The 18814-nt window shown below is 60.1% G+C and carries 20 protein-coding genes; 7 read left to right on the top strand and 13 right to left on the bottom strand.

The window, feature by feature from the left end:
• Positions 1-22: 22 nt before the first annotated feature.
• Positions 23-301, top strand: a complete 279-nt coding sequence (locus CXQ93_RS14415; protein ID WP_104111120.1) for an HPr family phosphocarrier protein — start codon at positions 23-25, stop codon at positions 299-301.
• Positions 302-333: 32 nt separating this feature from the next.
• On the opposite strand, the gene CXQ93_RS14420 is transcribed toward CXQ93_RS14415, so the two are convergent.
• Positions 334-624 (bottom strand): MoaD/ThiS family protein, encoded by a 291-nt coding sequence (locus CXQ93_RS14420; protein WP_104111121.1) that lies wholly within the window; start codon positions 622-624, stop codon positions 334-336.
• Between the two features lie 10 nt (positions 625-634).
• Positions 635-1753, bottom strand: a complete 1119-nt coding sequence (locus CXQ93_RS14425; protein WP_104111122.1) for a glycosyl hydrolase — start codon at positions 1751-1753, stop codon at positions 635-637.
• A 161-nt stretch (positions 1754-1914) separates the two neighbouring features.
• On the opposite strand from CXQ93_RS14425, the gene CXQ93_RS14430 reads away from it, so the two are divergent.
• From CXQ93_RS14430 to CXQ93_RS14440, 3 genes are read left to right on the top strand one after another with little or no spacing between them, the layout of a single operon-like run.
• Entirely contained in the window at positions 1915-2229 is a 315-nt protein-coding gene (locus CXQ93_RS14430; RefSeq protein ID WP_062286031.1) for a metal-sensitive transcriptional regulator, read from the top strand.
• Positions 2230-2234: 5 nt separating this feature from the next.
• A complete protein-coding gene (locus CXQ93_RS14435; RefSeq protein ID WP_104111124.1) occupies positions 2235-2462 on the top strand; it encodes a heavy-metal-associated domain-containing protein in 228 nt (75 codons plus the stop codon).
• A 24-nt stretch (positions 2463-2486) separates the two neighbouring features.
• Positions 2487-4838 carry a cation-translocating P-type ATPase gene (locus tag CXQ93_RS14440; RefSeq protein ID WP_104111125.1) on the top strand — a complete coding sequence of 784 codons (2352 nt, stop codon included), beginning with the start codon at positions 2487-2489 and terminating at the stop codon, positions 4836-4838.
• Here CXQ93_RS14440 and CXQ93_RS14445 read toward each other — a convergent pair.
• Entirely contained in the window at positions 4812-5831 is a 1020-nt protein-coding gene (locus CXQ93_RS14445) for a DMT family transporter (RefSeq protein ID WP_258069014.1), read from the bottom strand. The two genes, CXQ93_RS14440 and CXQ93_RS14445, sit on opposite strands and share 27 nt — an antisense overlap.
• A gap of 72 nt (positions 5832-5903) precedes the next feature.
• Between CXQ93_RS14445 and CXQ93_RS14450 the strand changes: the two genes are divergently transcribed.
• Positions 5904-6476, top strand: a complete 573-nt coding sequence (locus CXQ93_RS14450) for a CGNR zinc finger domain-containing protein (protein WP_104111126.1) — start codon at positions 5904-5906, stop codon at positions 6474-6476.
• A gap of 72 nt (positions 6477-6548) precedes the next feature.
• Here CXQ93_RS14450 and CXQ93_RS14455 read toward each other — a convergent pair whose 3' ends face one another.
• From CXQ93_RS14455 to CXQ93_RS14475, 5 genes are all read right to left on the bottom strand, one after another.
• A complete protein-coding gene (locus CXQ93_RS14455; RefSeq protein WP_258069019.1) occupies positions 6549-7439 on the bottom strand; it encodes a carbohydrate ABC transporter permease in 891 nt (296 codons plus the stop codon).
• The gene (locus CXQ93_RS14460; protein ID WP_104111163.1) at positions 7439-8338 is read right to left on the bottom strand and encodes a carbohydrate ABC transporter permease; all 900 of its coding nucleotides are present in this window, start codon (positions 8336-8338) and stop codon (positions 7439-7441) included. Before CXQ93_RS14460 ends, CXQ93_RS14455 begins: the two co-directional genes overlap by 1 nt.
• A 92-nt stretch (positions 8339-8430) precedes the next feature.
• Positions 8431-9846 (bottom strand): N-acetylglucosamine/diacetylchitobiose ABC transporter substrate-binding protein, encoded by a 1416-nt coding sequence (ngcE, locus tag CXQ93_RS14465; protein WP_104111128.1) that lies wholly within the window; start codon positions 9844-9846, stop codon positions 8431-8433.
• Positions 9847-9988: 142 nt separating this feature from the next.
• The gene (locus CXQ93_RS14470; protein WP_104111129.1) at positions 9989-10759 is read right to left on the bottom strand and encodes a sugar isomerase domain-containing protein; all 771 of its coding nucleotides are present in this window, start codon (positions 10757-10759) and stop codon (positions 9989-9991) included.
• Positions 10746-11717, bottom strand: coding sequence for a MurR/RpiR family transcriptional regulator (locus CXQ93_RS14475; RefSeq protein WP_104111130.1), 972 nt, complete (start codon positions 11715-11717; stop codon positions 10746-10748). The genes CXQ93_RS14470 and CXQ93_RS14475 overlap by 14 nt, the downstream gene beginning before the upstream one ends.
• Positions 11718-11809: 92 nt before the next feature.
• On the opposite strand from CXQ93_RS14475, the gene CXQ93_RS14480 reads away from it, so the two are divergent.
• A complete protein-coding gene (locus CXQ93_RS14480; protein ID WP_181036172.1) occupies positions 11810-12901 on the top strand; it encodes an N-acetylglucosamine kinase in 1092 nt (363 codons plus the stop codon).
• A 37-nt stretch (positions 12902-12938) separates the two neighbouring features.
• Here CXQ93_RS14480 and CXQ93_RS14485 read toward each other — a convergent pair whose 3' ends face one another.
• The 4 genes from CXQ93_RS14485 to CXQ93_RS14500 form a co-directional block, all read right to left on the bottom strand.
• A complete protein-coding gene (locus tag CXQ93_RS14485) occupies positions 12939-13322 on the bottom strand; it encodes a hypothetical protein (RefSeq protein WP_104111132.1) in 384 nt (127 codons plus the stop codon).
• A 74-nt stretch (positions 13323-13396) separates the two neighbouring features.
• Complete coding sequence (locus tag CXQ93_RS14490) at positions 13397-14005, bottom strand: hypothetical protein (protein WP_146073230.1); 609 nt, start codon at positions 14003-14005, stop codon at positions 13397-13399.
• Between the two features lie 9 nt (positions 14006-14014).
• Positions 14015-15388 (bottom strand): MATE family efflux transporter, encoded by a 1374-nt coding sequence (locus tag CXQ93_RS14495; RefSeq protein WP_374953413.1) that lies wholly within the window; start codon positions 15386-15388, stop codon positions 14015-14017.
• Complete coding sequence (locus tag CXQ93_RS14500; RefSeq protein WP_104111135.1) at positions 15375-16322, bottom strand: LysR family transcriptional regulator; 948 nt, start codon at positions 16320-16322, stop codon at positions 15375-15377. The genes CXQ93_RS14495 and CXQ93_RS14500 overlap by 14 nt, the downstream gene beginning before the upstream one ends.
• A 71-nt stretch (positions 16323-16393) precedes the next feature.
• Here CXQ93_RS14500 and CXQ93_RS14505 point away from each other — a divergent pair, with 71 nt between their 5' ends.
• Complete coding sequence (locus CXQ93_RS14505; RefSeq protein WP_258069016.1) at positions 16394-17350, top strand: DMT family transporter; 957 nt, start codon at positions 16394-16396, stop codon at positions 17348-17350.
• Here CXQ93_RS14505 and dnaB read toward each other — a convergent pair.
• Entirely contained in the window at positions 17347-18711 is a 1365-nt protein-coding gene (gene dnaB / locus CXQ93_RS14510) for a replicative DNA helicase (RefSeq protein WP_374953414.1), read from the bottom strand. The two genes, CXQ93_RS14505 and dnaB, sit on opposite strands and share 4 nt — an antisense overlap.
• Positions 18712-18814 lie beyond the last annotated feature (103 nt).

Here is an 18814-nt window from a genome sequence, read left to right on the forward strand (position 1 = left end):
ATCAGCTCCCCCAGGAGGAACCATGTCAGAACGTACCGCAACCGTCGCCAGCAGCTCTGGATTGCACGCCCGTCCGGCGTCTCTCTTCGCTGAAGCAGCCGCTGAAACAGGTGTTGAGGTGACCATCGCCATGGCCGGCACCCCCGCCGAAGACGCCATGGATGCCAGCAGCATCCTCTCGCTGATGACCTTGGGCGCCGAGCATGGCAGCGAAGTTGTCCTGCGGGCCGAAGGTGACGGCGCCGACGCGGCACTGGACGCGCTGGTCAAGATGCTCGAAACGGACCTCGACGCCGTCTAAGTTACGCACCCGCTGAGCTTGAGCTAAGCCGCTTAGCCGCCGGCCACGGACTGAATAATCATCAGTTCCTGGCCGGCCGCTATGCGCGTTTTTAGCCCGTCGAGCCGCCGCACGTCCTCACCGTCAAGGTAAATATTTACGTAACGGCGCAGCGCCCCAGTTTCGTCCCGCACCCGCCGGCCAAACACGGGAAACTCGGCGACAACGGCATCCAGCAACTGGGCCACAGTTGCCCCGTCGCCCACATCCAGCGCCAGCTCCGCACTGTTCCCTACCAAAGGCTGCAGTAGTCTGGGCACCAGTAGAGTCACTTCTCCTGTCATGAGCGCCATCCTAGGCAAGCCCGACGGCGGCCGCACGGACACACAAAACATCTGGCAGCTGATTCAGGACGGGAACAAAATGCCCTCCCTCATCGGCGCTGGCGTAGACCGTTCCGCCGCGGGTGCCGAAGAACAGCCCCACCGGCTCGAAGGTGTCCACTGCTGCGGCATCGCGCAGGACCACGTTGTACTCGGGCTGCACTAGGCCGTCAGTCAAGCATGTCCACGACACCCCGGCGTCGTCAGTCCTATGCACCCCAAGCTGCCCATCCGGCGGGATTCGTTGATAATCGGCGGCAATGGGGATGACCCAGGCCGTGTCCGAGCGCCGCGGATGGGTAAGGATGGTGAAGCCGAAGTCCGCGGGCAGGCCGGCGGCAATGTAATCCCAGGAGTCGCCATTGTTGGCACTGCGATAAACGCCGCCATGATTTTGCGCGAAGAGCACTTCCGGATGGTTGGGATCGCGGGCTATCTTGTGCACGCATTGGCCGAATTCCGGGGTTTCCTCCGGCATGAAGCTGGCACCAATCCCCTTATTCCGTGGCATCCAGGACCCTCCGGCATCCGTGCTGCGGTAGACCCCGCCGGTGCTCATGGCGACATGAATGGTGTCCGGATCGGCAGGGCTGGGCAAAACGGTATGTGCCGCTGCTCCGCCGAAACCTGCGCCCCATTCGCTGCGATGCGGGTGGTCCCAGAGGCCTCGATTGAGTTCAAAATGCTCGCCGCCGTCGGTGGATTTCCACACAGAAATGGGTTCACAACCAGCCCACACCACGTTGGGGCGCTCGGCGCTGTCCGGCTGAATTTGCCACACACGTTCCAGAGCGGCCCCGGTGTCCGCCGGGAAGGTGATGGCACCAAGCTCTGGCTCCTGCCAGGTGGCACCAAAGTCGTCAGAGTGCGCCACGGTGGGGCCCCAATGTTCACTGCGCAGGCCCACCATAATCCGGGTACGCCCACCTCGTGTATCGATACCGATGCTAGGGATCTCCTGCATCAGAAAATGCGGGCCCGTGAAAGTGTAGTTTTCCCGGTCCTCACTGGTACCCAGCCAAAGCCCCTTTTTGGTGCCCACGGCCAGTAGCGTCAACGCTCCGTTGTCAGATTCAGCTCCATTGCTCATGCTTTCAATTCGAGCACCGCAGCACCGAGACAGCAAGGGTTTTGAGCCGGTAACTTTCCACGGCGGCGTCCCACTGATGGCGTGCGGTCCTCAGTCAGCACCCACCCCCATACCCCCTAGGGGTACTTGACGCATACCCCATGGGGGTATACATTGAGGATATGGAAACAGAAACTCACACCCACGGTTACTCGGAGGAGAAGCAGGCTTACCTGCGCCGACTCAAACGCGCCGAAGGCCAGGTCCGCGGCATCGCCCGGATGGTTGAAGAGGACAAATACTGCATCGACATCCTCACCCAGATGGCCGCCGTCAACAAGGCCCTGCACGCTGTCAGCATTGGCCTGCTTGAGGACCACATTGCCCATTGCGTGGTCAATGCAGCCCACGAATCCGCCGAAACCGGCAACCCGGAAATCGTTGCAGCGAAGGTTTCCGAAGCAACATCCGCCATTTCACGTCTACTCAGGAGCTAATCATCATGAGCCACACCTTCACCGTCAACGTTTCCGGCATGACCTGCGGGCATTGCGTCAGCTCCGTCACCGAGGAACTGAGCGGCCTGCCGGGCGTCGAAAACGTCGCCATCAACCTCAACACCGGCGGACTTTCCGAGGTCACCATCACCTCAACCCTGACCCTGGATTCCGCTGAGATCGGTGAGGCCGTCGCCGAAGCCGGCTACCTCGTCGTATCCAATAATGCGTAACTCGCCCACAGATTAAGGAGCGCCATGAGCGCCTCAGATATTTTGTCCCAAACCGCCACACCCGGCCCCCGCATGGTCGAGATTGACATCGAAGGCATGACCTGTGCCTCGTGCGTCAGCCGGGTTGAGCGCAAGTTGGGCAAACTCGAAGGCGTCAGCGCTTCCGTGAACCTCCCGCTGGAAACAGCCCAGGTCACGGTCCCCGCCGGCATATCCGACCAACAAATCATCGACACCGTCAAGGCCACCGGCTACAAGGCGCGCCTGAAGAATCCCCCCACTCCCCCCGCCATGAAGCACGACGCCGGACACCCCCTTGCGCACGAATCCCACCCGGGTGCCGCGCAGGAGGGCGAAAACCACCACGCACCGGAGTACGCGGAGCACTCCGACCACGGCAGCCATGAGGACCATATGGCCCATGGCGGCACGGCGGCAACCCTGCGACCGCGCCTGATCGTGGCCGCCATCCTGACCATCCCGGTCTTCCTGGTTTCCATGTTCCCGGCTTTGCAATTCCCGCACTGGGGCTGGGTTGCCGGCATCCTGACCCTGCCCGTGGTGACCTGGGCGGCCTGGCCGTTCCACCGCGCGGCAGCCATCAACGCCCGACATTTCGCCTCCACGATGGACACCCTGGTCTCCATCGGCGTCAGCGCAGCGTTCCTGTTTTCCGCCGTGGAACTCGGGCTGGACCCCATGATGACAGCGCACGGAAGCGCCATGGCGGGCCACGCGCCCCTCTACTTTGAGGTGTCCGCCGTGGTGGTCACGTTCCTCTTGCTGGGCCGCTACTTGGAAGCGAAGGCCAAGGCCAAGGCCGGCGACGCTCTCAAGGCCCTACTCAGCCTCGGCGCCAAGGAAGCCACCGTGCTGCGCGACGGCGTCGAGGTCAAAATCCCGGCGGCAGAGCTGGCCGTGGATGAAATCTTCGTGGTCCGTCCCGGCGAGAAAATCGCCACGGACGGCGTGGTCACCGACGGCGCATCCGCCGTCGACACCTCGCTGATCACGGGCGAATCAATGCCGGTCGAGGTTGCGCCAGGAGATACCGTCACGGGTGCCACGATCAACACCTCCGGCCGCCTGCTCATCAAGGCCACCCGCATTGGCAGCGAAACCACGCTCTCCCAGATGGGCAAACTGGTCAGCGCCGCGCAGGCAAGCAAGGCCCCCATCGCCCGGCTGGCAGACCGCATCAGCTCCGTCTTTGTGCCGATCGTGCTCGTGATCGCTGTCATCACGTTCGTTCTGTGGCTGCTGCTCAGCGGCGACATCCAAGCTGCCTTCACGGCCGCCGTCGCCGTTCTGATCATCGCCTGCCCCTGCGCCCTGGGCCTGGCCACGCCCGTCGGCCTGCTCACAGGAACCGGACGCGCGGCCCAGCTGGGCATTCTCATCAAGGGCCCGCAGGTCCTCGAGGACACCCGCACGGTGGACACCATTGTGCTGGACAAGACCGGCACCGTCACCGAGGGTCGCCTGTCAGTGGTCGACGTCGTTCCGCTCACCCAGGTGCCGGCCGCCGAAATCCTGCGACTGGCAGGGGCCGTGGAATCCCACAGCGAACACCCCATCGCCCACGCCATCACCGCCCATGCCCGCGAGGCCGGGGCACTCCCCCCGCTCAGCGATTTCATGTCCGCACCGGGTGGCGGTGTGCGCGCCGTCATTGGGAACCGCACCGTGCTGGCCGGCCGCGCAGGCTGGCTGGAGGAAAACGGTGTCGAGCTTTCCGTTTCGGCTCGGGCTGAACTGGCAGCGCAGCAGGAGCGCGGCACCACAGCCATTTGGGTCGCGATGGACGGTGAAGCCGCCGGGCTGATCGCCCTCAAGGACACCATCAAGGCCGGGTCGAAGGATGCCATTGCCAAGCTCAAGGAACTCGGGCTGCGCCCCATCTTGCTGACCGGCGATAACGCCGCCGTGGCAGCCCAGGTGGCGGCCTCCGTCGGAATCGCAGCAGAGGATGTGTTTGCCGATGTCCTGCCGGAGGGCAAGGTTAAAGCTGTCAAGAAGCTGCAGGCGGAAGGTGCCACAGTCGCCATGGCAGGTGACGGCGTCAATGACGCCGCAGCCCTGGCCCAGGCGGACCTTGGCATCGCCATGGGATCCGGCACGGATGTGGCCATCGCCGCCGCGGACCTGACGGTCATGGGGAGCGATCTGGGCCAGGTGGCAACAGCCATTGCCCTGTCTCGCAAGACGCTGGGCACCATCAAGACGAACCTGTTCTGGGCCTTCTTCTACAACGCTATTGGCATTCCGGTGGCGGCGTTCGGTCTCTTGAACCCGATGATTGCCGGCGCCGCCATGGCCGCCAGCTCTGTGCTGGTGGTGGCGAACTCGCTACGGCTGCGGCGCTTTGGCCGGTAGCTCGGCAAGGTCGACTGCGTAGGATTGCCCCCTGCGGGGCGATCCGCGCAGTTCGTCCAGCCGCACCAACACCACCCCGCCCATGATCGCCAGCCCGCCGAGCAGCTGGATGATGCGGGGCATCTCGCCCAGCAGCAACCACGCCCAAATCACGGCAAAAAGCACCTCAAACAGGGCCACAAATGACGCAACCTTGGAGCCGAGCCCCCGCGTTGCCACAATGCCCATGAGGTAGGCAAACACAGTGGTCACCAGCACCAGGCCCAGCACCGGAACCAGCCAATGCACCTGACTTCCGGCAAACACGGGGTTGTTGAAGGTGAACGCCATGGGCAGGATTCCCACGGCGCCGAGCCCCACGATGAGTGCAGCCCCCACAGCCATGCCGCCGCCGGCCATGAGAACTGGAGGGACGTCGTCGTCCGCTCTGGCGGACATCACGAAATAGACGGCCGAACACACCGCTGCCGCCAGCCCCCACAGGACCCCCTCGACACTGACCTTTTGGCTGCCCGCAAGGTCAAGCACCAACACCAACCCGGTCATGGCGCACACGGCACCAATGATGGTCAGCGCGCGCGGCCGGTTCCGGGTGATGATCCACGCCCAGCCCACCAGCAGCACCGGTGAGAGATATTCCAGCAGCAGCGCTACCCCCACCGACAAGTGCTGGACGGCGTTGAAGTAGAACAGCTGGCACAACGCAATAGGCACCACGCCGTAAATCGCGATCCGCCCCAAGGACCCTTTGACCTTGGCCCATCGGCGCACCAGGGTGATAATCACCGGAATCAGAAGGACTACGGCGGCACCTCCAATGCGGACGGCGACAGCTGCACCTGGAGACCACCCGACGTCAAAGAGCGACTTCGCGAAGGGTCCCGACAGCGCGAAGGCCGCAGCCGAAACGAGCGCCAGCATGAGCGCAGGCGATGCCAACACAGTGCGTGAGCCCGTTGCGGGTGCAGTGAAAGTTGCAGGTGAAGTTGTCATGGCAGATCCATTTGTCAGCAGTAAAAGGCGTTAGACTAATGACATTACGCTCGCCACTTGTCAGGAGTCAACATGGTCTTTAGTCATGACACGGAAATGGCGCTGCTCTCTGCCGTGAACTTGATCAACACCGGCCCCATTTCGATTGCGGAGGACGGGTCCGCGACCGGGTCCGATGGGATGGAAACCGTAGCCGAGCTGGACGATTTTGTGCTGCGGGAACAGTTTTCCGGATCCCGGACGCATACTGACGCGGAAGTCGCCGCGGTGCGTGGGATACGCCAGGAACTTCGCACCATCTTCACCTCGGACGAGGCAACGGCTGTGGAGCTGGTCAACAGGCTGCTTGCTCGGGCGCAGGCGCTACCCCAGCTAGTGAAACACGATCAATGGGATTGGCATCTCCATGCCACGGCACCCGCCGCACCCCTTGCCGAGCGCATGGGGGTGGAGGCCGCCATGGCGTTGGTTGATGTGATTCGCAGCAAGGAACTTTCACGGTTGAAGGTATGTGCCGCCCCGGATTGCTGCGCCGTGGTGATCGATCTTTCCAAGAACCGCTCACGGCGGTATTGCGATACCGGCAACTGCGGAAACCGTGCCCACGTAGCCGCGTACCGGCGTCGTCAATCAACGCTTAAATAGAAACGAAAGGGGAGTAGTTGCTAATGTTTGCCTGAAACATTAGCAACTACTCCCCTTTCGCGGAGGAAAACGCTACTTCATGGTTCCTGCAGAGACCGAGCCCTGGAGCTGGCGCTGGAACAGGATGTACATGATCAGCACGGGCACAACCACAATGATGGCGGCTGCGAACAGGGCGCCGAAGTTAACGGCGTAACCCATCTGGCCGGCATAGGCGGCGATACCCTGCGACAGTACGTAGTTGTCCCTGTTGGTGTTGATGGCTACCGGGATCAGGTACTGGTTCCACAAACCAAGGAAGTTGAAGATGGCAACGGAGGCCAAACCCGGCTTGGCCATGGGCAGCATGACCTGGAAGAAGGTTCGCCATTCACCGGCACCGTCAATCTGCGCAGCTTCTGCAATTTCGCTGGGCAAAGCCTTGAAGAAGGAGAAGAGGAAGAACACGGTGAACGGGAGCGCGAACGCCACATACACAATGATCAATCCGGGCAGCGTGTTCAGGAGGCCAATGTTCTTCAAGATAAAGAACAGCGGAACAATGGCGAGGAAGACGGGGAATGTCAGACCGGCAAGCATCAGAATGTAGATGGCTCGCGAGCCGGGGAACACGTAACGGGCTAGAACGTAGGCGCACATGGCCCCGAGAACCATCACGATGACCAGCGCAAAGCCCACCACAATCACGGTGTTGAAGAAGTACTTGCCAATTCCGGCGGTTTGCCACGCCTCGACGTAGTTCTGGAACTGCCAGTCAGCTGGCAATGAGAACGGCGAGGCAAAGATTTCACTGGTCTTCTTGAATGAGGACATGAGTGTCCAGGCTAGGGGAATCAACACCAAGAGGGCCCAGAGAGAGAGCATGACGTGCGAGACGCCAGCTACAGTCTTGTCACCATTGCTGTCTAATGCCTTGCGCTCCACATGGTCGTGCGAGGGCTTTTTAGTAACTTTGAGGGTCATCATTCAGACACATCCTTGCTGCCGCCAGTCAAACGGTTCACCAGGAATACCAGTGCCGAGAAAATCAAAGTAATAGCTGCCAGCACCACACCCATGGCGCATGCCAAGCCGAACTGGTTCTTGGTAAAGGCTGTGCTGAACAGCTTCTGGGACATCACCAGAGTGGAGTTTTCGGGCCCACCCGTGGAGTTCAAGACTGACATGTAGACAAACGCGTCAAGTGCCAAGATACCCATGTAAACGTAGGCGGTCTGGATGTTGTCGCGAATGAGCGGGATCGTAATACTAATGGCGGTGCGGAAGCGTCCAGCACCGTCAATGCGGGCCGCTTCAAACGTTTCGGCCGGGATGCCCTTGATGGCGGCAATGAACAAGATCATGTAGAAGCCCACAAAGCCCCACACAATGACGAACATGGATGCAATCATGGCTGTGCGAGCATCGCCAAGCCACGGGTAATTTTCAAATCCGTTCAGCCCGATGCCTGTCAGAATGCCGTTGAGCAGGCCGTTGTCCGGGTTGAAAATCTGCTGCCAGATAATACCAATAACAACTGCAGGAATAACGTAAGGAAAGAAGGAGATGACGCGATAGAAACCGGCGCCCTTCATGCCCTTAATCTGACCTCGGCTACTGCCACCAATGGTGACAAGGGTGGCCAAAATCAGAGACAAAATGACAGTGATGACCGGAAGGAACACCGCGAGGACAACGCTATTGCGAACAGAGAGCATGAAGATGTCGTCTTGGAATAGCTTGACGTAGTTAGCGAGACCCACGAACGGCATGTTGTTGTCGTAGCCGCCCCAGCTGGTCATGGAGTAGTACACCGCCTGCACGAAGGGCGAGATTACAAAGACCAGATAGATCGCCAAGGGCAGCCCCAGAAAGACTGCCATGAAGCTGATCTTGTCGAATGTCAGTTTTTTGCGGCGCCGCCGGGCGGTGGCGACAACGCCACCGCCCGATTGCACTTCATTTGTTACTTGAGTCACTTCACTTCAATCTTCTTGACCGAGTCGTCTTTTGCAACCTTGTCGGTGATTTCCTGCAGGGCCTTGGTGAGGCCTGCAGTATCCAACTTGCCATCCAGGAATGAGTTCCACGGAACCAGCTGGTCGGGGTTCATACCGTAGGTGTCAACAAAGTTCCAGGTGAAAATGTCCTTGCCAGCCTTATCCAGCATGGAGGTCTGGGAGACCAACGCGGTGGATCCGAAGCCGTCAGCCGGGACGGTGCCCTTGACAACAGTGGGGGCCAGCTTTGTCTTGGAGAAGTTGGTTGCCGCTTCCTTGGAGAGCATGGTGCGCAGCAGTTCCTTGCCGGCAGCAACGTTTGCACCCTTGGTGGGGACAATGAAGGGCTCGCCACCTGCGGAGCGCACGCCCGTCTGGGCGATCTTCGGGCTTGCAGAAACAACAGGAACCGGAGCGCCCGTCATCTCGAAGCCAGCCTTGGTCTGGTCCTTCATCTCGTTTTCAATCCAGGAACCGGACGGGTACAGCAGCGCGTCCTGACCGTTGGACCATGCGGCTTGGGCTGCGGTGAATACCGTACCGGAGCCACCGGGCTTGAACATGCCAGCCTTGACGATCTTCTCCATGGCGGTGAAGACGCTCTGAACAGCCGGAAGTGACCAGCAATCGGGCTTCAGGTTTTCAAGGGCGAGGCGAACTTCATCGCCGCCTTCCTTGATGGCTGATTCGATGGCCATGGTCTGGTAGTACGTTGCAGCTTCCTTGCCCCAGACGAACAGGAACTTGTCCTTCTTCTTGGCCTCGAGGCCGAGCTCGTAGGCCTCGTCCCAAGTGGTGGGAACCTTCCAGTTATTTTCCTTGAACAGGCTGGCAGAGTACCACCAGGCGTACACGGTGAGTACGTAGTTGATGGCGGCGAGCTTGCCGTCAAAGGTACCGGGCGCCAGGACGCCGTCGAACAGGGTGCCGGCAATCTTTTCACCTTCGAGGTTATTGGCATCAATAACGCTCTGCAGGTCCTCGAGCTGGTCCAGGATGGTGCTGAAGCCAATCGACTTTGCACCGGAGTTATCGATCAGGTCCGGCGGGGTACCGCCAGCAAAACGAGGCTGCATTTCCTGAGCAATGTCAGTGGAGGGGTTGATGCTGATTTCCAGCTCGGGGAAGTTCTTCTTGACGATGGCGCCAGCGAACTCTACATAATCAATACCGTAACCACCCTTGAAGATGACAGCGTCGAGCTTGCCGGTAGCGGCTACACCAAACGGGTTCTTCGTGGGATCAACGTCGCCACCAGGGGCAGCGGACTTTTCAGGTGTTCCGCCACCTGCACAGGAAGCCAAGGCTCCACCCAGGGGCAGGAGCACGGCGGTGGCCAATGCACCGCGAAGGAATCCACGACGCTGCAGCGGCTTGTTCTGAATACTCATTTGTTTTACTGCCTTCCATTGATGGTACGAGCGTTAATTCGGTACTACTTTGTAATTTGTCAGTACGGTTATTGCATTTCACTGCCATTCACTCGGCTGACTTCACGCGCTGTAGCTTGCGTCAACTTCGTGGCCGTTGGAATCACGCCTCACGCCTGAGTCGGCCAACATATTGGCCCACCAGTGCGGTATTGTGTTCGTCCCCGCCCGGGATATTTGCCGAAATATAAATAGGCGGTTCCTTCCCCGCGCGGATCAGGCATTGGACTGTCTCGATGGTCAGCAGCTGCGCAATATACGCAGCGGTGATCGATGAGACAGCACCAACACCTCCTCCGCCGGAAACCTCGAGGGTGGTATCACCGAAAGGCGCTCTGTTATCGATAACAATATCTGCGATCTCGCTGAGTCGCAGCCCGGAAGGGTGTTTTGCTTCGACAGCATTAGTGTGTTCGAGACTGGTGACGGCAATCACCGTGTGTCCACGCTCCTTGGCGGCGAGCGCCAATCCGACAATGGAACCATTGACCCCGGAATTGGAGGCGATGAGGAAGATGTCACGAGGGTCCACTAGGGATAGTCTGAAAAGTTCCTCTGCTACCCCGGTATCTCTCTCCAGCACTGATCCCTCTAAGGAGTCCAGCGCCGAAACATCGCGATCACCATGGAGGACCAGATCGCGCAGTGCAATCTTGCTGGTCGGGATCAGCCCGCCGGCGCGACCGGCGATTTCCATGGCGAACGCCTCAGAGTGCCCGGTGCCGAAGGTCTGGATGACCCCGCCGTTAGTGAGTGTGTCCGCCATGGCCGCTGCTGCCTCGGCTACGCCACCGGCCAGCGCCCATTCAGTAATGACGTCAAGACGCGAGGAAACTTCAAGGCTGTATGCCGCAATTGCATCAGAGATGTCCATCACCCTTTCCACTGTTCCGCAGCGCCCTGTTGGCACTGGACTCGATCCGGGCAGCCCGAGTGGGGCGACGATGCGGAGAGACGGCCATGGCTGAGGCTGCTAATTTCGAGGTGGTCTGGGCAAAATTTACCTGGGCCACCAGTAAGTAGATCAAGTCCAGAACCAGTAACTGGACATGCTTGGCGGACAAGTCATCCGGCTGCAGGAACTGCTCATGTACCGAGGTGATGATTGATTCATCAGCGCTTTCTGCCAGCGGCGATCCCGGATTGTTGCTCAGCGCAATGGTCAGCGCCCCCGCTTCGCCTGCTTCGCGCAGCATCTGCAAGGTTTCTTCGGTGCGCCCAGTATTTGAAATGCCAATGGCCACTGTGTTGGAATCCTGAATGGCGGCACTGGTCAATCCTGCATGAACCTCGGACCAATGATGGGCGTTGATGCCGATCCTGTACAGCCGTGATTGCAACTCCTTTGCCATCACGGCACTGCCACCGATGCCATAGATGTCCACGTGGTGGCTCATGGCGATGCGGCGGGCAATCTTGTTCATCTGCGCAAGATCCATCACGGCCGCCGTCTCCTCCAGCGAACGCGTATGGGCGTTCACCAGCGTGCTCAGCACATCACGCGGCGAGTCATCAGGGCCAAAGGCACGGCCAATGTCAGCCTTCCAGGATTCGCGAGCATCGCTGCGACCAAGGTCCGAGGCAATACTGACCCGGAAAGGCACATACCCTGCATAGCCCAGCAACCGGCAGAATCGGGTCACGGTTGCAGGGGATGTTTTCGTTTGTTCCGCAAGCTCCATGATGGAGAGCTCCAAAGGTGCCTGTGGGTGCTCCAAGAGAAACGAACCAATTTTCGCCATGGCCGCCGGCATGTCAGGTAGCTTGGCCTGAATGCGGTTCACGACACCGGCAGCAGAGACCACCGCGGGAGAAGTCGTGGAGCTTGACATGTGAAAATCCGTTTCTTTTAGTTGAGTACATAATGAAAACTATTATCACCGCGGATGTAAGTCAAGTCACACCTAGACACAGAATGGTAACGATGCACAACTACCTTGCAATTGACGCCGGAGGGACCTCCACGAGGGCCGTTCTTTTGGACTCCTCAGGGCACTGTTTTGGCTACGGGACCGCCGGGGGCGGAAACCCGGTTTCTCGCGGATTTCCGGCCGCTTTGGAAGCACTCTGGCAAGCATCGAGCAACGCCCTGGGTGGCACTCCTCGGATCATCTCCCAAGCATTGCTGGCCATGGCCGGTGCATCCATGGAATTGCCAACACATTTGTTCCGCGAACGCTTCATGACACTGGGTCTAACCGGAAACGTCATGATTGAATCTGATTTATTGGCAGCCTTTTACTCTGGAACCTATCAGGACGAGGGGTGTGCATTGATAGCCGGCACCGGCGCCGTGGGCGCCCGCATTGCTCACGCGCAATTGGTTGCGGTAGCCGACGGCATGGGGTGGCTGCTGGGCGATAACGGTTCGGGATTCTGGCTGGGTCAGCAAGTAGCGAGGGCAGTGGCTGCCGCGTTAGATGGCAGAGGGCACCCCACTGCACTGACGGAACTCTTGCTGGCTAGGCTAGACATACCCCTGGACACTTCGCAGCGGAGCCAGGGCCGCTTGCGCGCCCAACAGCAACTCATCCTCAAGACGTATCAACTGAGCCCTGTCGAGCTTTCGCGCTTTGCCCCACTGGTCTTTGCAGCCGGCGAGGACACCGTGGCGGGTGAGATTGTGGACGAGGCAGCACGGCATCTAGCCCAGACACTTTTGGCCGTTGCGGGCAGCTCAGTTGACGGGCCGCTAGGCGACGCGGAAGCCGGTGCAGGTGGGCTGGCGCGGACTACAGGCGAGCTCGCCAACCAACCACTCATCTTTGGCGGCAGCGTGCTGACGAAAGGCGGGAGGGTGGCGGCAGCAGTAATGGAGCAACTGGCTGCCACTGGCTCGGGCACGGCGGCCGGCCCCGCTATGAGCGAAGGAGTTACCACGGCCACCAGCCCGGTGCTCGTCGACGACGGCGTGGTGGGAGCCGCAGTACTGGTGCTCAAACGCAACGGCGTGACGGTGGATGCAGCCATCTTTGCTCGCATCCAAGACAGCCTGGCTACACTGCGCCGGCGCTAATTGGCCTGCAGTGCACTCGAGCTGCAGCTCGGTTGGATTACTGTGCGGCACCGTCTCCATTGAACGGCGCGGCGTCATCCCCTGTGGCGTCCGTGGATTTTTTGGCTTGTGCAGACTTCCGGGCAACCTCGGCTGCCTGAGCAAGCCGATCGGAGGACTTACGGTGTACGCCCGAGCCTTCGCTCAGGGAGGCATCATTTTCCTTGTGACCCATGACCAGCAGTGAGGAAATCAGCAATGCGGCAACGAAGGCAATGCCAAAAGCAACGCCGGCAAGGTCCCAGCGAAGCCCGTACTGCGTTCCGCCAGAGGAAAAGACCAAGGTAAGAATGCCAGCAATAACGGCCAGGGCAGCGGAAAAGCCGAGGGGAAGCTTGATGGAATTGGCTGACTTGGGGTTCTGCGGCTCTTCACTGCCCACGATTGATCCTTTGCTTTGGTCGGTGTGTCGCGCACCACGCGTTTCTACGCAAAGTAGAACATCTTGCTCTTAGTTTACTGGGCTTTTGGATTGCTGCCATCATGGCGCAGTGTCAGCGCCGATAGCATCCAGAGAGCACCTGTCATCAGGGCCCCGCCACCAGCCACACCCATCAATGCATGAGGTCCAGCCGTAGCGTAGAAAGGCAGCAAAATTCCCGTTCCCAGTCCCACGACACCGGATATCCGCCAGTCGCTTGCAAGAGCCAGTTTCTTCTCGGTGCCCGCCGCTGGCTTTCGCAGCCCTGCGATCAGCTCCGAAGCACCAAGGAAGGCCAGTGCCACGCCACCCAGCCAAGCGGCCATCGCGGTGTTGGCTGAAATCGCCACGACCACGCCACCTACGGCCAGAATTCCGGCGGCCCCTTGAAGCACAAATCTGCGGTTGTCCCCGGCCGGTAAAGCCAAAGTGCGCACCACTGCGTACTGCGCCGCTGCTGAGGCAAGGAAATAAGCGCCAAGCGTCAGGCTCAGACCCAGCGGTCCGGGCGCTGCCCAGAAGACTGTGGTTAGGCCGAAAGCAAGCGTAATAAGCGCCCGCAACAGCACCGGCCGCCACACTAGGTGGCGTCCCGAAATTGAAAGTCTGGGCTGGGCAGGCTGGGGAAGGGCAGTTTCACTCACCCATCAAGTCTAGCCGTGGCTACCGGTAACCCCGAGCTGCATCCAGCGTCCCGTTCTTGCACGCAAGCCCAACGTCAGCCCTCGAGCGCCCATGTAGCCCACGCTGAAAGCCGCCCACACCCAAAACAACCCCGGAACGGTGTCCCCCAAGGACATCTGAGCGACCCAGAAGAGCAAGGGCAAATAGACCACTAGGTTGGCCAACCCCGCCAGGGCCAGATAGCGGGCATCCCCGGCACCAATGAGGACCCCATCCAACACGAAGACGTACCCTGCCAGCGGCTGCCCCACCGCCATCACAAGCAGCGCTGCCATCAGCGCCGCATGAACACCAGGATCGGTGGTGAAGGCCCAGCCAACCACCCCCGATAAGGCCGCGATCCCCGCCCCTGTCAGCACCCCAAAACCCAGACCCCACCGAGTCATGGTTCTGGTCAGCAGGCGCACCTGGGACGCATTTCCGGCGCCGAGTTCCTTGCCAATCAGGGCCTGTGCCGCAATAGCCAACGCGTCGAGTGCGAATGCCAGAAAACTAAAGAGCGTCATGGCCAACTGATGGGCGGCAAGGTTGGTGGGCCCCTGAGCCGTCACCACCACAACTGTCATCAGGATCGCGGCCCGCAAGGAGAGTGTGCGGAGCATGAGCCAGCTACCCACCTTCGAGACCGCCTTGATGCCAGCCAAGTTCGGGCGCATTCCCACCTCAAAATGACGGGCTGCGCGCGCCACAATGACCAGATAGACGGCGGCCATCCCCCATTGGGCAATGACGGTGCCAGCTGCGGCACCGCCCACCGAGAGGTCAAAGCCGTAGACGAACACAAAGTTCATCACAATGTTCACGCCGAATCCGGCCGTAGCAACGATCAGCGGCGTTTTGGTGTCCTGCAGTCCGCGCAGGACACCCATGGCCGCCATGACCAGAAGCATGGCCGGAATCCCCGCCAAACTGATCAGAAAGTATTCCTGCGCATACGTCAATACCTCGCCTTGGGCTCCCATTCCTCTAAGTAGGTGGCCGCCAGCCAATATACCCACCACAGAAACTAGTACTCCGAGGAACGCCGCCAGCCAAAGTCCATCCCGACCCACCGCGAGCGCTTCGGCATGTCTGCCCGCACCCAAGAGGCGCGCCACGGCTGGCGTTGTGGAATATGCCAAGAAGACCATAAGCCCGACGACGGTTTGCAAGACTGTGGCGGCTAGCCCCACCCCGGCCAGCTGAGGAACGCCCAGATGGCCAACAATGGCCGAGTCAGCCAACAAAAAGAGTGGCTCAGCTATGAGGGCACCAAAGGCCGGAATTGCCAGGCCACGGATCGCTTTCGCGGTGGAACGCCGCGCCGCCCGCATCCCGTCCGGCGTCGTTTCAGTTCTGGACATGATTCAACAGTATCGGCCCTGAGAGCACCTCTGGCTCGAGCAGTTCTCGCATCACCCGCTGTAGGACGTTGATGACGTGGAGCACCGCAGCACGTTCCATAGATTCAGGCCGGGCCAAGATGTCGATCCGCCTACCGAGTCTGGGATCCCGGAGCGGAAGGCGGACCAAATCGGCAAAGTAGCGCTGGCTAAGCAGATAGCGCGGCATCAAGGAAACACAGTCACCCTGTTCCACCAGTGAAGCCGCCACAAAGAATTCATTGACGCGATGGGCCACCTCCACCTCCTCCCCCGCGATGGTCCCGATCATTTCAATGGCCCCTTCCAAGGGGAACCCGCGGTGCACCGAAATCCAGCGTTCACCCCGAAGATCTGCGGGCTTCACACTCTTGCGCTGCGCTAAACGGTGCCGAGAACTGACGGCAACATCCAACGGTTCATAGGCCAGTTCGGTGGCCTTGACGGTTGCGGGCCAGGGCGCGCTGTTGGGCAGCCGGTGAGCGATCACCAGATCGTAGTCTGCCGCCAGAGTTGCAAAGTCCTTTTGGGCTACGTCTTGGTCGAAGAGCTGCACAGCTGGTCCGTCACTGTCGGCAAGCGCGCGCTCTAGCGGGCCAAAGAAGGCAAGTCCGGCGCTGTGGAAGGCCGCAACACTGACTGGTTCCAGAGCGCTGTCCCGAAAGGAACTGACGGCCGCATCGGCCTTCGCCAAGGCGATTTCCACGTCCACGGTGGCCGAACACAAGGCAAGGCCGGCAGGGGTGAGTGCCGTTCGCCGGCCAACCTTGTAGGTCAGTGCCGTCCCTGCTTTGCGTTGGAGGGCAGTGAGCTGTTGAGAAACGCTCGACGCCGTTACCTCCAACGCTTGTGCCGCGGCGGCGATACTTCCCCTGTCATGAACCTCTCTAAGCGCACGCAATTGCGAAATTTCCATAAGTTCAAACTAATGCATTGGGTGTCAAGTGCGCTCTGGTTTGCCGGTATTTTTACGCAGAGTATTGAAAGGTGAAAAGAACTTGGGATCGCCTGAATGTCGATATTGCACTACTGGCCGTGGCTTTTGTCTGGGGCAGCAGCTACCTTGTGGCGAAGGATCTGACGGCAGTGATGAGTGTCCCGGCCGTTCTTGGCTGGCGTTTCCTCGTGGCTTCAATGGCGCTCGGGGTGCTGTGGCTGCTGCGGGTGCGCCGACTGCCCGGCCGTGCCGAACTGTGCACAGGAGCCATTTTGGGCTTGACTCAAGCTGCCGTCCTGTTTCTGGAAACCTTTGGGGTGGCACATACCCAAGCCAGCAACGCCGGACTCGTCATCAGCTTAACCGTCATCTTCACACCCCTGCTCGACTCAGCGGCGTCGCGAAAGTGGCTGCCGCCGTCGTTCTTCATTGCGGCGACTGTCTCCATAGTGGGGGTTGCCCTTTTGGTCACGGGCGGCGGTTTCCGCACGCCTACTGTGGGTGACGCACTCATGCTCGGAGCCGCAGCCGTGCGCGCGGCTCACGTGACATTGCTAGGCTCATTGACGGCTAACAAGCCCTACAGCTCCATCACGGTGACCTTTATTCAATCCATCGTCTGTGCGTTGGCGGCCATCATGGTCAATCCGGCGGAGATCCTCGGCTCTGCCGCACACTTTTCAATCGCCACGTGGCTTAACCTGGCGTATCTGGGTCTAGCCTGCAGCGTCTTCGCGTTCCTGGTCCAGCTCTGGGCTGTCCGGCGCACCTCGGCATCCCGAGCCAGCTTGCTCATGGGCACAGAACCCGTGTGGGCGGTCTTGGTGGGCGTCGGCCTGGCTGGCGAAACTCTGGGCTGGCTGGGCGCCTTGGGGGCAATGCTGATCGTTGCCGGCTGTTATTCAGGGCAAAAAATCGAGCGGCGCTTCAGGGTTTCCCGTGGCAGCAGTGGCGCCAGAGCGGGGGCGCCAACCCCCGCCCGATCGGCTCAAGTGAGCAATAGTTAGAAGCCACCACTGTTTTCGCTGGCCATGTTGGCAAAGCGCGAGTAATGACCCTGGAAGCCCAGCACGATCGTCTTGGTGGGACCATTACGGTGTTTGGCGACGATCACGTCAGCCTCACCGGCACGGGCCGATTCCTTGTCGTAAATATCCTCGCGGTGCAGCAAGATCACCATGTCGGCATCCTGCTCAATGGAACCAGATTCACGAAGGTCAGAAACCATGGGCTTCTTATCGGTTCGCTGCTCAGAACCACGGTTCAGCTGTGACAGGGCCACCACCGGAACCTGAAGCTCCTTAGCCAGCAACTTCAAGGCACGGGAAAACTCGGAAACTTCCTGCTGACGCGATTCCACGCGCTTGCCCGAGGACATCAGCTGCAGGTAGTCAAGAACTACCAGCTTCAAATCGTGCTGTTGCTTCAAGCGCCGGCACTTTGCCCGAATTTCCATCAGTGACATGTTCGGAGAATCATCAATGAACAACGGCGCATCGTTCATTCGGCCCATGGTGGTGGCAATCTTGGACCACTGATCGTCCTTGACAGTTCCCTTGCGCAGGTCCTGCAAACTGATGGTGGCCTCGGCCGACAGCAGGCGCATGGCAATTTCGTTCCGGCCCATTTCCAGGGAGAACACCACGGTAGCCATGTTGTGATCAATGGCTGCCGAGCGCGCCCAGTCAAGGGCGAAGGTGCTCTTGCCGACGGCGGGGCGGGCGGCAATAACAATCATCTGGCCCGGGTGAAGGCCATTAGTTAGCTCGTCAAACTCGTAGAATCCCGTGGGCACACCGGTCATGCCTTGACCCTTGTGGCCGGATGCCTCAATTTCATCCACGGTGGATTCCATGACGTCCTTGAGCAGCACGTAGTCCTCGGTGGTGCGGCGTTCTGCCACAGCAAAAATCTCGGCCTGCGCAGCGTTGACGGTATCTTCAACTTCGCCATCTTGGGCATAGCCCATCTGGACAATCTTGGTGCCAGCGGTGACGAGACGGCGGAGGACCGCGCGCTCGGCCACGATTTCAGCGTAGAAGCCGGCGTTAGCTGCGGTGGGTACGGACTGGATCAGCTGGTGCAAATAGGCGGCGCCGCCAATTTTGGTGATCTCGCCGCGTTTGGTCAGCTCATCGGCAATGGTGACAGCATCGGCGGGTTCACCGCGGCCGTAGAGGTCCAGAATGGCCTCGTAAATGCTCTCGTGCGCGGGCCGGTAGAAGTCGTTGCCGCGCAGCACTTCAACAACGTCTGCAATGGCGTCCTTGGAGAGCATCATGCCGCCCAAGACGCTCTGTTCGGCCACCAAATCCTGAGGCGGTGTCCTGGCGAAGTCCGGCTCGCGGGAAGTATCCCTTTTGTCCATGGCTGGAGCTGACATGTTGGTGCCCACTTTCTGCCCTGCTGGCCGGGCCTTTCATCATCTCGCGATGACACATTCTTATGTTGCTGCTCCTACTTACCAGCTG

This window comes from Arthrobacter sp. N199823 (assembly GCF_002929705.1).
GTDB lineage: Bacteria > Actinomycetota > Actinomycetes > Actinomycetales > Micrococcaceae > Specibacter.